A 15,197-nucleotide genomic window follows, 5' to 3' on the forward strand; every position below is an offset into this window, starting at 1 on the left:
TAAAAATAGAGTTTTCTTTTATTGTTCTTCTGAAACTGATGCATTTTCGTCATCATCTTCAACTGGAATAATATTAATCTTTGGTTTTTTTAGTACTTCTTTATTAGCAATACTACGTTCTAAAGATAATAATAGCGATGGTAATAAAAGTAAGTTGGATAACATTGCAAATAGTAATGTTACAGAGACTAAAGCTCCTAAAGCAACCGTACCACCAAAGCTAGAAATTATAAATACTGAAAATCCGAAAAATAGCACTATTGATGTGTAAAACATACTAACACCAGTTTCTCTTAACGCACCATAAACCGATTTTTTAATTTTCCAGTTATTGGATTGAAGTTCTTGTCTGTATTTTGCTAAAAAGTGAATAGTATCATCAACCGATATACCAAAAGCGATACTAAATACTAATATAGTTGAAGGTTTTATAGGTACACCAATGTAGCCCATCAATCCTGCAGTTACTACAAGCGGTAGTAAGTTTGGTATTAATGAAACCACAATCATCCTAAATGATCTAAACATATAAGCCATAAATAATGAAATTAATATGACTGCTAGTGATAATGATATTGCTAAGTTTTTGACTAAGTATTTTGTCCCTTTTTGAAACACTAATGCTTTTCCAGTCATGGTTACATTGTACTTAGCTTCTGGAAAAACATTATTTATTTTGTCTTGTAAATTTTCTTGGATACGTTCCATTTTATCGGTTCCAATATCCTTCATAAAAGTTGTGATTCTGGCATATTGACCAGTACTATCCACAAAGTTTTTAAGTAAATCTACATCCGAAGTCGAGTTTTTAGCATAAGATAAAATGAAGCTATTTTCTTGACTTGTTGGTAATTGATAATATTTTGGATTACCATTATAGTAAGCTTGTTTTGAATATTTAACTAATCCAACGACAGAAATAGGTTTAGAAAACTCTGGAGTTTCATTAATAAACTCTTCAATTTTTTCCATACGCTTTAGTGTAGCTAACTTCATAACACCTTGCTTACGCTTAGTATCAATCATTATTTCTAAAGGCATTATACCATCAAATTCTTCTTCAAAAATCTTATATCCTGAAAAAATTCTGCTTTTTTAGGCATGTCTTCAATTAGACTACCAGATATTTTAATTTGAAAAATTCCTATCAAACAAACCACTAATAATACCAATGATGTAATATAGATTGCGATTCGTTTTTCTTTAACCATACGTTCCATCCAATTAACAAAACCACCAATCCATCGTTTATTTAAATGCTCTAAATGACGGTCTTTTGGATAAGGCAAAAAGGTGTATATAATTGGAATTATTAATAAACACAGAATAAATATGGCTAAAATGCTTAGTGATGCTACGACACCAAATTCTTTTAGTAAGGTGCTTTCGGTTAAAATAAATGTGGCAAAACCAGAAGCTGTTGTTACGTTGGTCATTAAAGTTGCATTACCAACTTTAGTAATTACACGTTGTAAACTTTTAACTTTATTACCATGAGATTTAACCTCATGTTGATATTTATTGATTAAGAAAATACAATTAGGAATTCCTATAACAATGATTAATGGTGGAATTAAGGCAGTTAGTACAGTAATTTCATAACCTAATAAACCTAAAATACCTAAGGTCCACATGACACCAATACAAACGACTATTAGTGATATAAATGTTGCTCTGAATGATCTAAAAAATAAAAAGAAAATTAATGAGGTTACTAATAATGCAGCTAATACAAATAAATTAATTTCATCTACAATATTCTGTGCATTTAAAGTTCTGATGTAAGGCATACCAGAAATTCTGACATCTAAACCTTCTTTAGTTTCAAACAATTTTATTTTTTCAACAAGATTGGACATTATAAAGTCCTTTCTAGCAGGTGTATTTACAATGTCTTTTTTAAGGTATATTGCTGTTCTAACTGTTTTGGTTTCTTTATTAAATAAAAAATTATCGTAAAAAGGATATTGATTAAATAATTGATCTTGTAATTTTTCTATTTGCTGTATTGAGGTAACAGAATCTTTGATAAACGGTTCTAAAGCAAATTTTTCATTTTTAAGATCCTTTACTAATTTTTGAAGATCTTTAATAGACACAACCGTTTCAACTTCTGGAGCATCTCTAAAGCTGTCAGAAAGTGCATTCCATGCATTCAGTTTATCGACAGTAAACAGAGTGGTGTCTTTTACACCTAGTACGACTAAATTACCTTCTTCACCAAATACTTGTAAAAAGTCATTGTAAATTATATTTACTTCGTGGTCATCTGGTAAAAGATTGGCTTCAGAATACGTAAAACGCATGTACTTCCATTGTGTGCTAAAAAATATAGTCACTAAAATGACACCTAGAAGAATAGCTATTTTGTTGCGAAGAATTAGTCTTGCTACAACATCCCAAAAATTTGCTGAAAAAAGTTTTAACATAATGCTTTAAAAAACGGAGCAAAGGTAGTCAAAACCATTGTATTTAGTAATACAATTTTGGTTTTATAATGTAATATTAAAAGTGAATTTTATTGCAATATTATCTTCTTCATTTGGTAGGTGGTAGGCACCATACCTGTAAGTACCACTTAATCCAAAACCAAATAGTAGTTTGTTGATTTCAAAACCACTTTCAGTATAACCATGATTTAATGTTCCGAAGCTTACGTTTTGGTGACGTCCAATGGTATTCATATTACCAATTGCGTATCTGGTAATAAGTACTAATTGCGGATTAAATCGTTTTGCAATTGCAAATGGCTTGACATAATGTTTTAATACTACCGTTGAAAAACGGTCCGAAAAAACTCGTTAAAGTACATTGTTTCAAAACTATTTATTCCTGCAACCGAAAAACGTTGTAGTATAGTTTCTTTGGTGATATTATTTGGATAAGCATGGTATAAATGCGTTAAAGGCGCATCTCCATGAGTGATTCCTGCAGATATTGTACCAATTGTATAAGAATCTTTATTGTGTTTAATTTTATGAATTGTCCTAAAATCTAGCTTAGAAAAATTAAAATCAGCATTGAACACATCTTTAAAACTTTTTGAATATTGTAGCGTAAATTTAGGATAACCGTCTTTATAAATTTCTTTGCCATTTTCAACCTTCTCTAGTGTTTTAAAAGGATCCCATTGTAAAGCTATTTTTGCTGTTGACGTTTCAAAACCACTATAGCTGTTGTTATCTAAAACAAAATTATAATCGTAGGTTGGTCTAATATTACTGATTGCTAATTCGGTTTTTGAATATAATTGTGGAGTGATTTCATGTTCAAGTGATATGGATGATGTAATATGCTTATGAAACAAATTGATGTTTAATAAACGTGGTTCGAAAAATGAAAAAGATCTGCTATCTGTTAAAAAGTCAGAACTACCAGTTTCTTTTAAATCGTCAACATACGAAGCATTGAACCAAGTATTATGTTTTTCATTTAATCTAAATCCTCCTCCAATTTTATATTTAAAACTGTCGTCTTTAAAACCATAAACTAAATAAGAGTCAATTCTATATTTTTCTGAGAATGCATCATTTGTTATTCCTCCTAGACCTGTTCTAAAACCTTCATATTGGTTAAACTTGATTAGGTATCTTAAGTCAAAATTCCAGACTTTGGTAGGAAAAAAACCATTTCCAATTTGCTTTAAAAGTTCAGTCGATTTAGTCGTATCCGTTACTTTTAGGTTGTTTTCTGGATCTTGCGCATGACTAAAGGTTATACTTATTAAAAATAGTATAATTAGACAATTAAAATGTTTTAAAGATTTATAATGCAGCATCAATCGCTTTAGTAAGTACAGATTTAATATTGGTCCTATAACCAACTTCTTTGGTAACAATGTTTCCATTTTTATCAATTACAATAGATGTCGGATAACTTTGGATACCATACATTGTTATGACATCATTAGCATTTGGTGTTATAGTGAAATCAAAAGACGTGTCCTTTAAAAATTGTTTAACCACTTCTTTTGAATTAAATGTTATTGCCAAAAACTTAACTTTTTTACTTTTAAAATCTTCTGCTAGATTATTTAATTCAGGCATTTCGTTAATACAAGGACCACACTTAGTAAACCAAAAATTTAACACTACAACTTGACCTTTTAAATCTGAAAGTTTAAACCTATTACCATTTAAGTCTGTAGCTATAAAATCTAATGCTTTTTCGCCTTTAGTGAACTCGGCTTCAGGATTTTTTGTATTGTATTGCTTACAGCTTTTAAACGTTTGAATATTATAGACTTTAATTTTTCATTTTGATCTACATAAAACAATGGTTTATAATTGCTGTTGGTCATTAATTGTACTTGTGACATTGGAAGTATTTTTCCAGTCTCGTTAAAAAGTAAAATGTCTGGAGTAATTATAATCTCTGTGGTTTTTACTTCATCGTCAGTTAATAATCGTTGCTCTTTTGGTATAAATTTAAAGTCTTGAGCTTGTAATATACCAAAGCATATAAATGAAAGTATAAAAGATAATGATTTTAAAAACTTCATAAATAGTATTTTAAAGTATATTACAGAAGTAGAACGCTCAGTTTTAATAAAAGTTATAAAAAAAGCGACTGATAAGTCGCTTTTTTTATTAGACAGTCATTATTTCGGTTTCTTTGTTAGCAAGAAGCTCATCAATAAGTTTGACGTATTTATCTGTTAATGTTTGTATATCTGCTTCGGCATTTTTTTGTAAATCCTCTGAAGCATCTTCTGTTTTTTTAATGTCGTTGTTAGCGTCTTTACGTGCACTTCTAATACCCACTTTGGCATCTTCAGATTCCGATTTTGCTTGTTTCGCTAAATCACGTCTACGCTCTTCTGTTAAAGGCGGAACGTTTATAATAATAGTTTCACCATTATTCATTGGATTAAAACCTAGGTTTGCAATCATTATTGCTTTTTCAATTTCTTGAAGCATGTTTTTTTCCCATGGTTGAACCGTTATTGTTCTACCGTCTGGCGTGTTGACATTTGCAACTTGACTTAATGGAGTTTGTGATCCATAATAGTCTACCATCACGCTACCAAGCATTGCAGGACTAGCTTTACCAGCACGTATGTTTACAAATTGCTTTTCTAGATGCTTAATGGCTTTATCCATTGCTTCTTTAGCAGAATCTATAATAAATGTAATGTCTTCGTTCATTGTAATAAAAATTTAATATTGAATGACTTTCAAAAAGCGAGCCAATTTTAAATGTAGTAAAAATATCTAATTATAAACTAACTTGTGTTCCTATGTTTTCTCCAGAAACGACCTTCATTAAATTACCTTTTGTATTCATATCAAAGACAATTATTGGTAAATCGTTTTCTTGACTTAAAGTAAATGCTGTAGTATCCATAACTTTTAACCCTTTACGTAAAACGTCATCAAAAGTTATATGGTCAAATTTAATGGCAGTTTTATCCTTTTCTGGATCGGCATTATAAATTCCGTCTACACGTGTTCCTTTTAAAATAACATCAGCTTCTATTTCGATTGCTCTTAATACTGCTGCAGAGTCAGTTGTAAAGTATGGATTACCTGTTCCTCCTCCAAAAATAACAACACGCCCTTTTCTTAAATGGCTCATTGCTTTTCTGCGTATAAAAGGTTCGGCAACTTCATTAATTTTAATGGCTGTTTGCAGTCTAGTTTTAATATCTGCGTCTTCTAAAGCTTGTTGTAAGGCAAGCCCATTTATAACAGTTGCTAACATTCCCATATGGTCACCTTGTACGCGATCCATACCATTCATAGCTCCTGCAACACCTCTAAAAATGTTTCCTCCACCAATAACAATGGCTACCTCAATACCTTTTTCTGTAATAGCTTTGATTTCTTGAGCATATTCAGATAATCGTTCTGGATCAATCCCATATTGACGGTTTCCCATTAAGGCTTCACCTGAAAGTTTTAGGAGTATACGTTTGTATTTCATAAGTCGTTCTGAAAGTTTAGCAAAGCTACGTGTTTTTAGGCATAAAAAAAACCACTAACTCTAAAAAATAGAGTAGTGGTTTTTAATTTATTTTTCTAAGTATGAGATTCTTTGCTAAGCTAAGAATAACATATTTAAATAGACTATCCTAAAGATACTCGTTTGAAATCTGTTACAGAAACGTTTTTAGACGCTACATAAGCTTCAACTGTTACTTTTTCGTCTTTAATAAATCTTTGATCTAATAGACATTGTTCTTGATCTAAAGTTGTGTTATCAGATACAAAACGGTCCATTTTACCAGGTAAAATTTTGTCCCAGATTTGTTCTGGTTTACCTTCAGCTTTTAATTCAGCTTTTGCATCTTCTTCAGCTTTAGCCAAAACTTCAGGAGTTAATTGAGACATTGAAATGTATTGAGGTACATTTTTTAAAGTTTTACCTAAACGTCCTAACTCGATGTTATCTTTTTCGATTACAGCAATTCTTGCTTCAGTTTCTGATGCTACAAAAGCAGGATCAAAATCTTTGTAAGATAATGAAGTTGCTCCCATTGAAGCGACTTGCATTGCTACATCTTTAGCAACTTCTTCGTTAGCTTCAGATAAACCTACTAATGCACCAATTTTATTAATGTGAACGTAAGATCCAACGTAAGGAGCTTCTAATTTTTCAAAAGCGTTGATTTCTAATTTTTCACCTACTACACCAGTTTGTTCAACTAGTTTTTCTGCAACTGTCATACCACCAAAGTCTGCAGCTAAGAAATCTTCTTTGTTATCAAAGTTAATAGCGATGTCTGCAAATTGAGCAGCTAAAGCTAAAAATGATTCGTTTTTACCAACAAAGTCAGTTTCACAACCTAATACAATAGCAACACCAACAGTATTGTCATCATTAATTTTAATTGCTGCAGCACCTTCAGAAGAATCTCTATCTGCTCTTTTTTCGGCTACTTTTTGACCTTTTTTACGTAAAACGTCAATTGCTTTGTCAAAATCACCACCTGCTTCAACTAGAGCTTTTTTACAGTCCATCATTCCTGCTCCTGTAGCTTTTCTTAGTTCGTTTACTTGTGCTGCTGAAATTTTTACTTCACTCATAATAAGTATAATTTAAAAAAAGTCGTTTAATTTATTTTCGACAAAGAAAAGAATTAAACGACTGATTTGTGTTTTGAAATTGTTATTTTATTCTTCTTCGTCTTTAGCTGCTACTGCTTTTTTAGGTGCTGCTTTTTTATCTGCTTTAGCTGCATCCTTTTCTGCTTTTTCAGCTTTACGTTCGTTTAATCCTACAGTTACAGCATTAGTAACATGTGTTAAGACTTTATCGATTGATTTAGAAGCATCATCATTTGCAGGTATAACGTAATCAACTTGACGTGGATCAGAGTTAGTATCTACCATTGCAAAGATAGGAATGTTTAATTTTTGTGCTTCTTTAATCGCGATATGCTCACGTTTAATATCTACAACAAATAAAGCTCCTGGTAAACGAGTCATGTCAACAATTGAACCTAAGTTTTTTTCTAACTTAGCTCTTAAACGGTCAACTTGTAAACGTTCTTTTTTAGATAAGGTTAAAAAGGTACCGTCTTTTTTCATTCTATCAATAGTAGCCATCTTTTTGATTGCTTTACGGATAGTAACAAAGTTAGTTAACATTCCACCAGGCCATCTTTCAGTAATGAAAGGCATGTTGATGCTACCAGCTTTTTCAGCTACGATATCTTTAGCTTGCTTTTTTGTTGCAACAAATAAAATTTTACGACCTGAAGCTGCAATTTTTGCTAATGCATCTCCAGCTTCTTCCATTTTAGCTGCTGTTTTGTATAAGTTTATAATATGGATACCGTTACGCTCCATATATACGTAAGGAGCCATGTTTGGATCCCACTTACGTGTAAGGTGACCGAAGTGTACACCTGCTTCAAGTAATTCTTTTACTTCTACTGCCATTTTGTAATAGTTTACGTTCTGTTGAATTAGCAATAATTAAGTGGTCATTTTTAATAAACTTGCCTTAATTATTTAGATGCTAAACTAAATCCTGTGTTTAATTTAAAACACTAGGACAACAATAACTGTTTAAATTTTGTTTGTTTCAACAGGATTGAAAATACTGTAAAGACATTCCAATGCTGTTGAAGGGTAATATTAACGTTTCGAGAATTGGAATTTTTTACGCGCTTTTTTCTGTCCGAATTTTTTACGCTCTACCATTCTTGGGTCTCTAGTTAATAAACCTTCAGGCTTTAAGATTAATCTGTTTTCAGCATCTAATTCGCACATTGCACGAGAAATTGCTAAACGAACAGCTTCAGCTTGTCCTGTGATACCACCTCCAAATACATTAACTTTAATATCAAAGTTACCTTCATTATCTGTTAAAGCTAATGGTTGGTTTACTTTGTACTGTAACGTTGCTGTATCGAAGTAGTCTTTAAGATCTTTTTTGTTGATCGTAATGTTACCTTTTCCTTCAGATAGGTAAACACGAGCAACTGCGGTCTTACGACGACCAATTTTGTGAATTACTTCCATTACTTGAATTCGTTTAAGTTAATCACTGTTGGTTTTTGAGCTTCATGAGCATGAGCTGTACCAACAACAACATTTAAATTACGGAATAATGCTGCACCTAATTTGTTTTTAGGTAACATTCCTTTTACTGATTTTTCTACTAACCTTGCTGGATCTTTTCCAAACATTTCTGTAGCAGTTAAACTTCTTTGACCACCTGGATAACCTGTGTGACGAATGTAAGTTTTGTCATTCCACTTGTTTCCTGTTAAGTTGATTTTTTCTGCATTGATAACAATTACGTTATCTCCACAATCAACATGTGGTGTGAAGCTTGGCTTGTGTTTTCCTCTTATAAGTTTTGCAACTTTAGAAGACAAACGCCCTAATGATTGACCTTCAGCGTCTACTAAAACCCACTGTTTATCTGCAGTAGCTTTGTTTGCTGAAATCGTTTTGTAGCTTAATGTGTCCACGTTATTAATTATTTTTTATTAAACATTCCTCTCTCAAAAAGAGTTTGCAAATTTACGATTATATATTTGATTACCAAATAGTGAAAGGCTTTTTATTTAATAAGTCTGTTGATATCTTTTTGAAGCTTAAAAATTAAGCATCTTTTTTTAGCCAAATATTCTAAAATTATTGCTGTAAATACTATAAAATACTCAAAGCCAATTATCCACAAATTTTCTGTATTGTTAGAGTTTGCATAAGCTAGATAACTTATTATGATTATAAAGCTCCATACCAGTGGGTATCTATAGTTAGTAAAAACACTTAAAATTAATACCGAAGCAATATACCATGGATGTACTGTAGTACTTAACAATAAATAACAGGTTATTGCTATTACCATACTTGATAATAAAGTGTTGTAGTTTTGATTTTTTTAACCAATGCAAGTATCCAAATGGTTATAAATACTATTACAGGTAAAATTTTTCCGATTATAGCTATTTGGTTGTATCCTGTAATGTAGTAGCCTATTGCTCTTGCTAGATAATATATACTTGCATTAAACTCAAAATTTCCAAACCATAATCCAACTGTTTTAGAGTAGTTGTTTACAAATTGCATGGAGAAGAAAGGTGCAAATAGTACTATTGTACTACCTCCAATTATGAGATAAAACGCGATTAGTTTTTTAAAATCGATACCTTGTTTTGTTCTAAACCATTTTACAAATAAGGGTAAAAATAACAATGGAACGAGTTTTGTTGAAATCGATATTGCAAATACTATTGCCGACCATTTCCATTTGTTAATTTTAAGTAAGTAGAGACTTAGTATTAAAAAGAAAATCATAACACCTTCAAAATGAAGATTACCTGTCAACTCTATAATTATAAACGGATTTAATATGTACCATAAAATGTTTTTTTTAGGAAGCTTCATTGAGTCTAATAACTTGCTTCCAAAATACAGAGTCCCTATGTCTGCAGCTATAATTATTAATCTTAAACCAATAACAGATCCTAAAATAGTTGTATTAGGTACAAGATTAGCTATTGTGAAAAGTAGTTGATTAATTGGAGGGTAGTTAGAGTAGTGGCTTGCATTTAAGGCTTGCATACCATTTACTAAATCTTGAGCTTGATGTACTGGATATTGTCCTGCTGTTATAAAACTTTCTGGAGTATATAAATAAGGGTTTATCCCTTTTAAAATCATGCGTCCATCCCAAATAAATCTATAAAAATCCTGTGACAGGTTTGGTATTGCAACTAGAAATACCAAACGACTTATTATTGCTACTACCAGTAGTAGTTTAAAGCTGTTTTGTTTGTTGATTACTAGTTTTATAAATAATCCAAATAATCCAAATAATCCAAATAAAACAACATAAAGCGAAATTAATGTTGTGTAATCTGTTCTGACTAAGTCATAAGCAAAGATTCCGTACAAAAAACAACTAGCTAATATTAGCAGTAAGCTTAATGTATTAATCTTTAAAATAGAAGTGTTAAGCATGATGCATCCTGCGTTAGCGGTTGTAATGGCATCCTTTTTTGCTGTGTTTGATGTTTAAACACTGTTTAAAACTTAATCTTATTTTTTTGTTTTGATTAAGCCTAATTATACTAATGCAAAAAAGATATAATGGAAAACGCGACCCTTGTGGTAACGCCCAAATTATTATGCTTTTGAAGTTAAGGATTTAAAAAACACAAATCCAAATCCAATAGTTAACATTAAGTGAAACGGAAATAACCCAAAGTCTCCACCTTGATCACCAACTACAAATGCACTGTACATACCAAATGCAAAATATAGCATTAGTAAACCTTCAAAAACGACATTAACCGATATGTTTTTACGTAAATATTTGTTGCCTTTCCAACTGTCTTTTAATGTGCTGATATTAAATTTTGGGGTTCTTACAAAATCACTTCGTTTACCAATATGTCCTTCTAAAACTGCAATAGAGTTGTGTAAAGAAAAGCCCATTGCTATAGAGAAAAATGTAAAAAATAATGCTATGTATTTTAAAAAGTCTTTAAACGTGTTACCATGACTTTGTTTATACATAACCCAATAACAAACAAAAAATATAACTGTACTGATTACAAAAAAGCTCATGATATAAAAGTATGGTCTTAAGTGAGCATATTCGTTTTTAATATATAGCATTGGTATGCTTAATATACCTACAATTAGTACATTTAAAAACATGGTGCTGTTTAATAAATGAAGGATACCATGCAATTTAGTTTTAGCCGAAATGTTTTTGCTTGTTAATACACGACCAAGCATCTTGCGGAAGTTTTCTGCACCACCTTTATTCCATCTAAACTGTTGTGATCTTGCAGCACTGATAACCACTGGTAATTCGGCTGGAGTTTCAACATCTTCTAAATATTTAAACTTCCAGTTTTTAAGTTGTGCTCTATAACTTAGATCTAAATCTTCTGTTAATGTATCACCTTCCCAGTTTCCTGCGTCTAGAATACAATCTTTACGCCAGACACCTGCTGTACCATTAAAGTTTATAAAGTGTCCTTTGCTGCTACGTCCAACTTGTTCTAAAGTAAAGTGAGCATCTAAAGCAAAGGCTTGAATTTTTGTTAATGTAGAGTAATCTCTGTTGATGTGACCCCAACGTGTTTGTACAACACCAATTGCTGAATCCTTAAAAAACGGGATTGTTTTTTTAACCAGTTTGGTTTTGGTAAAAAATCGGCATCAAAAATTGCGATGTATTCTCCTTTTGCAACTTCTAAACCTTCTTTTAAAGCTCCTGCTTTAAAACCTTGTCTGTTTGTTCTGGTAATATGAGTGATATCAAGACCTTGTTGCTTTAGTTTTGCAACGTGTGCTTTTGTAGTTTGTACAGTCTCATCTGTAGAGTCATCTAGTACTTGAATCTCTAATTTATCCTTAGGATAGTCAATTAACGCTATGTTATCTAATAAACGATCCATAACATATAGCTCATTAAAAACAGGTAGCTGTATGGTTACAAATGGGATTTCTTCAGGGTTATTGAAGTTGAATTTTGGTGCGTTTTCTTTTTTCTTTTGAGCAGCTAAGTAGTTGAATAACAAGTTTAACTGTGCTAAAGCATACATAAAAATGAGAACTAGCGCAATGCTGTAAATAATAATGGTAATGGTTTGGAGAATCACTTTTTAAAACTGTATTTAAATATCCACGTTAATATTTTAACGCCAGCAAATATACTACCTTTTATTGTTCCTGAAACTTTTGAGACACCAATTCTATTACGATAGTTTACAGGCACTTCAATATAAGTCAGTTTTTGCTTCAAAGCTTTTAGTTGCATTTCTACTGTCCAACCATAGGTTTTATCTACCATATTTAAAGCTAGAAGCTTATTATATTTTATAGCTCTAAAGGGTCCAAGATCTGTAAATTTTGCACCAAAAAATAAAGACATTAGTGTTGTTGCTAGCCAATTTCCGAAAATTTGTTGCGGTGTCATACTACCTTCTTCTCTTAAGTTTTTAACACGTGCACCAATAACAAAATCTGTATTGTTGTCCAAAATAGGAGCTACTATTTTGGTTAATTCTTCTGGATAATCACTATAATCTCCATCTAAAAAAACAATTATATCAGGTTTGTTAGTTTGCTTAGCGATGTAATCCATACCTTTTAAACAGGCGTAACCATAACCTTTGTTACTTTCTTTTAAAACGGTGGCACCTGCATTTTTTGCATTAGTTTCTGTAAGATCTGTAGAGTTGTTGCTAACTACAATTACCTCATCTACTAATTTAGGAATATCGTTTATAACGTTTGCAATAGAATCTTGCTCGTTGTAGGCAGGAATGATGACTTTTATTTTGGTCATTTAAGGTCGCTTAATTTATTTTCTTTTTTAAAGGACTTTAAATCGGTCCATTCTTTTATTTTTTGTCCTGCTTTAAATTTTACAGCAGATATCAAATCTTCATTTTTATACATAAGACAATACCCGTTTTTTTGATTGTCTTTAAGTTGGCATTTATGATTTATTTTTTCGTTTTGATCATAAAACAGCCACCATTTTACTTTTTTATTAGTTAGATAATGACCTTCCTTTTCTTTTTTACCGCTTTCGCGGAAATATTGCCAATAGCCAGATTTTAGGTTTTGGTTAAAGCTTCCAAATTTAGAAATTACAGCGTTTTTATAATAGAATTTCCAAAATTTATTTTTTAAATCGTTTAAATAATGTCCTTCACTTTTAGTTTTTGTATTATCGTAATAGGTTTTCCAGTAACCATTTTTTAGACCATTAACATAACGACCTTGACTTTTTAAGTAGGTGTTTTTATAATAAGTTTTCCAGTAACCACTGGTTTTACCGTTAAGGTAATAGCCAGCTTTATGCAAGATGTTATTATTATGATAGTAGCTCCAATACTTTTCTTTTAAGCCTTTGTTATAATTGCCTTTAGCTTTAATTATTTTATTGTCGTGATACTCTATCCAATAACTTGTTTTAAGGTTGTTGCTATAGTTTCCTTTTTCTTTAATGCTTCCGTTTGGGTAGTAATAAACCCAAAAATCTATTTTGTTATTATCGTTAGTCCAACCTTTAGATAATAGGTTTCCGTTGTCATAATACGTCCTTACGTAAGTTTTTTCCGCGTAAGCGTTATAACCCAAAACAATAAAGCAATATAAAACAAAGGTTTTCATTTTATTTTTTGTTTACAAAGTCCATTAAGTCAACATCATTACCTAATAATACTTCTGTTGGATTGATACGTCCGTCCATTGTGTCGTTTTCTAATTTTAAAACACCTCTTGGGCAAACAGCACTACAAACACCACACCCAACACAACTTGAACGTACTATGTTTTCTCCTTTTTGGGCATAGGCACGTACATCAATCCCCATTTCGCAACTGTTAGAACAATTACCACATGAGATGCATTGTCCTCCATTGGTTGTAATTCTGAATTTTGAAAATAAACGTTGCTGAAATCCTAATATAGCTGCCATAGGACATCCAAATCTACACCAAGATCTACTACCTAAAATTGGGTAAAAACCTGTTCCGATAACTCCTGAAAATATTGAGCCTATGTAAATTCCATAGGTAGATCTTAAAGCACTACCTTTTACAAAAAATAAGTGATCGGTTGTAGATGTAAAGTGCATAATTAATAATAAAGCAATTACAACAGCGTAACCAATTGCACCAGCTTTGGCATCTTTACCAAGCTCTTTGCCTCTAAAATACATGACACCTGCAAATATGATGGTTAAAAACGCTATAACAGATATAATAAAAACATCACGTGTTAACCAAAAATTGTTACTGTCTTTGCCTAAATAGCTATAGACCATTGCTGTTGTCATAACTACAGAAAATACCAAAACAGTATGTATTAACCATCGCTCTAGCTTCCAAGCTGATAATTTTTTTGATGATAATTGTCTAAAGCTATCTCCTGCAGTTTCTGCTAATCCACCACAACCACAAACCCATGAGCAGTACCATCTTTTTCCGTATTTGTACGTTAAAATAGGTGTGATAATAAAGGTTGAAGCTATCCCAAAAATGATTAAAGCTAAACCTAAATTACCGTTGGACAAAAAGCCTTTTACAGACCACTCATCAAATATGTAATAATTTAAAGGCCAAACGCTTTTAAGGTCATAATATGGTAGATCATTATTCATGACGTACATGAATTCTGGTATTAAAAAAGCAAAACCTAACTGAAAAAACATAACAGAAACAGTTCGGATTTGCTGATAGCGATTATGTCTATATTTTAAAATGTATTTGTAACCAAATGCTAAAATAGCAATGGTATATAATGTCCCATAAACAAACCATTGACTAGCATTTCGACCACTTAATAAATTGCTTAAAGGGTCGAATAATCCAATTAAACCAGTGTTTGGAGCACCATCTTTAACTAAACCCAAATATTCAGGAAAAAAGTATAATACAATATAAAAACTGGTTAGTATGATACCTAAAGCCCAACCCCAAAATCCTCTGGATGAAATGGATTTATACCATACTCCGTCATTTTTTATACCTTCTAATTTGGTTAAATAAGCTTTTCTAGAATATATAATAATACCAACAGTAATCAATCCTAATGCTAGCGTTAAAAATAAAGCTGTATTTGGTAGGTTGACATTAAATAATGCTAATGCCAAAATTAATAGTCCAACAAGACCAATACCTAAAGCAAATTTTTGTTTTGTTGATATATGAAACGCATCTGGAGATGCTAATGACATACTGTGGTTTAATTTATTACTCATATTGG

General features: G+C 31.4%; 14 protein-coding genes and 2 pseudogenes. All 16 read right to left on the reverse strand.

Annotated features, from left to right (window positions below; translation table 11 throughout):
- Positions 1-18: 18 nt before the first annotated feature.
- A pseudogene (locus AC0L4B_RS05940) lies at positions 19-2,429 on the reverse strand (efflux RND transporter permease subunit).
- 63 nt (positions 2,430-2,492) lie between these two features.
- On the reverse strand, positions 2,493-2,684 hold the full coding sequence (locus tag AC0L4B_RS05945) for a hypothetical protein (RefSeq protein WP_473438968.1): 192 nt from the start codon (positions 2,682-2,684) through the stop codon (positions 2,493-2,495).
- Between the two features lie 86 nt (positions 2,685-2,770).
- Positions 2,771-3,778, reverse strand: a complete 1,008-nt coding sequence (locus AC0L4B_RS05950) for a DUF5686 family protein (RefSeq protein WP_473438969.1) — start codon at positions 3,776-3,778, stop codon at positions 2,771-2,773.
- Entirely contained in the window at positions 3,765-4,250 is a 486-nt protein-coding gene (locus AC0L4B_RS05955) for a TlpA family protein disulfide reductase (RefSeq protein ID WP_473439403.1), read from the reverse strand. The genes AC0L4B_RS05950 and AC0L4B_RS05955 overlap by 14 nt, the downstream gene beginning before the upstream one ends.
- On the reverse strand, positions 4,157-4,501 hold the full coding sequence (locus AC0L4B_RS05960) for a hypothetical protein (RefSeq protein ID WP_473438970.1): 345 nt from the start codon (positions 4,499-4,501) through the stop codon (positions 4,157-4,159). The genes AC0L4B_RS05955 and AC0L4B_RS05960 overlap by 94 nt, the downstream gene beginning before the upstream one ends.
- Before the next feature lie 88 nt (positions 4,502-4,589).
- Entirely contained in the window at positions 4,590-5,147 is a 558-nt protein-coding gene (frr, locus tag AC0L4B_RS05965) for a ribosome recycling factor (protein WP_054852032.1), read from the reverse strand.
- Between the two features lie 70 nt (positions 5,148-5,217).
- Positions 5,218-5,925: a UMP kinase gene (pyrH, locus tag AC0L4B_RS05970; RefSeq protein ID WP_473438971.1), complete on the reverse strand. Its 708-nt coding sequence runs from the start codon at positions 5,923-5,925 to the stop codon at positions 5,218-5,220.
- Positions 5,926-6,068: 143 nt separating this feature from the next.
- Positions 6,069-7,028, reverse strand: coding sequence for a translation elongation factor Ts (gene tsf, locus AC0L4B_RS05975; RefSeq protein WP_473438972.1), 960 nt, complete (start codon positions 7,026-7,028; stop codon positions 6,069-6,071).
- A gap of 87 nt (positions 7,029-7,115) precedes the next feature.
- Positions 7,116-7,886, reverse strand: coding sequence for a 30S ribosomal protein S2 (gene rpsB, locus AC0L4B_RS05980; RefSeq protein ID WP_028289144.1), 771 nt, complete (start codon positions 7,884-7,886; stop codon positions 7,116-7,118).
- A 198-nt stretch (positions 7,887-8,084) separates the two neighbouring features.
- Positions 8,085-8,471: a 30S ribosomal protein S9 gene (gene rpsI / locus AC0L4B_RS05985; RefSeq protein WP_028289143.1), complete on the reverse strand. Its 387-nt coding sequence runs from the start codon at positions 8,469-8,471 to the stop codon at positions 8,085-8,087.
- Positions 8,471-8,926 carry a 50S ribosomal protein L13 gene (gene rplM, locus AC0L4B_RS05990; protein WP_028289142.1) on the reverse strand — a complete coding sequence of 152 codons (456 nt, stop codon included), beginning with the start codon at positions 8,924-8,926 and terminating at the stop codon, positions 8,471-8,473. Before rplM ends, rpsI begins: the two co-directional genes overlap by 1 nt.
- A 376-nt stretch (positions 8,927-9,302) precedes the next feature.
- On the reverse strand, positions 9,303-10,424 hold the full coding sequence (locus AC0L4B_RS05995; RefSeq protein ID WP_473438973.1) for an MptA/MptB family glycosyltransferase: 1,122 nt from the start codon (positions 10,422-10,424) through the stop codon (positions 9,303-9,305).
- A gap of 165 nt (positions 10,425-10,589) precedes the next feature.
- Positions 10,590-12,022: pseudogene (locus tag AC0L4B_RS06000) on the reverse strand (cellulose synthase family protein).
- A 53-nt stretch (positions 12,023-12,075) separates the two neighbouring features.
- Positions 12,076-12,768 carry a glycosyltransferase family 2 protein gene (locus tag AC0L4B_RS06005; RefSeq protein ID WP_473438974.1) on the reverse strand — a complete coding sequence of 231 codons (693 nt, stop codon included), beginning with the start codon at positions 12,766-12,768 and terminating at the stop codon, positions 12,076-12,078.
- Entirely contained in the window at positions 12,765-13,601 is an 837-nt protein-coding gene (locus AC0L4B_RS06010; RefSeq protein WP_473438975.1) for a toxin-antitoxin system YwqK family antitoxin, read from the reverse strand. Before AC0L4B_RS06010 ends, AC0L4B_RS06005 begins: the two co-directional genes overlap by 4 nt.
- 1 nt (position 13,602) lies before the next feature.
- Positions 13,603-15,192, reverse strand: coding sequence for a 4Fe-4S binding protein (locus tag AC0L4B_RS06015; protein WP_473438976.1), 1,590 nt, complete (start codon positions 15,190-15,192; stop codon positions 13,603-13,605).
- Positions 15,193-15,197 lie beyond the last annotated feature (5 nt).

It is taken from the genome of Olleya sp. NP1-10 (assembly GCF_055804415.1).

Coding starts and splice junctions, on each gene's coding strand:
- AC0L4B_RS05945 (WP_473438968.1), bottom strand. CDS start 2,684: ATGAATACCATTGGACGTCACCAAAACGTAAGCTTCGGAACATTAAAT.
- AC0L4B_RS05950 (WP_473438969.1), bottom strand. CDS start 3,778: ATGCTGCATTATAAATCTTTAAAACATTTTAATTGTCTAATTATACTA.
- AC0L4B_RS05960 (WP_473438970.1), bottom strand. CDS start 4,501: ATGAAGTTTTTAAAATCATTATCTTTTATACTTTCATTTATATGCTTT.
- frr (WP_054852032.1), bottom strand. CDS start 5,147: ATGAACGAAGACATTACATTTATTATAGATTCTGCTAAAGAAGCAATG.
- pyrH (WP_473438971.1), bottom strand. CDS start 5,925: ATGAAATACAAACGTATACTCCTAAAACTTTCAGGTGAAGCCTTAATG.
- tsf (WP_473438972.1), bottom strand. CDS start 7,028: ATGAGTGAAGTAAAAATTTCAGCAGCACAAGTAAACGAACTAAGAAAA.
- rpsB (WP_028289144.1), bottom strand. CDS start 7,886: ATGGCAGTAGAAGTAAAAGAATTACTTGAAGCAGGTGTACACTTCGGT.
- rpsI (WP_028289143.1), bottom strand. CDS start 8,471: ATGGAAGTAATTCACAAAATTGGTCGTCGTAAGACCGCAGTTGCTCGT.
- AC0L4B_RS05995 (WP_473438973.1), bottom strand. CDS start 10,424: ATGCTTAACACTTCTATTTTAAAGATTAATACATTAAGCTTACTGCTA.
- AC0L4B_RS06005 (WP_473438974.1), bottom strand. CDS start 12,768: ATGACCAAAATAAAAGTCATCATTCCTGCCTACAACGAGCAAGATTCT.
- AC0L4B_RS06010 (WP_473438975.1), bottom strand. CDS start 13,601: ATGAAAACCTTTGTTTTATATTGCTTTATTGTTTTGGGTTATAACGCT.
- AC0L4B_RS06015 (WP_473438976.1), bottom strand. CDS start 15,192: ATGAGTAATAAATTAAACCACAGTATGTCATTAGCATCTCCAGATGCG.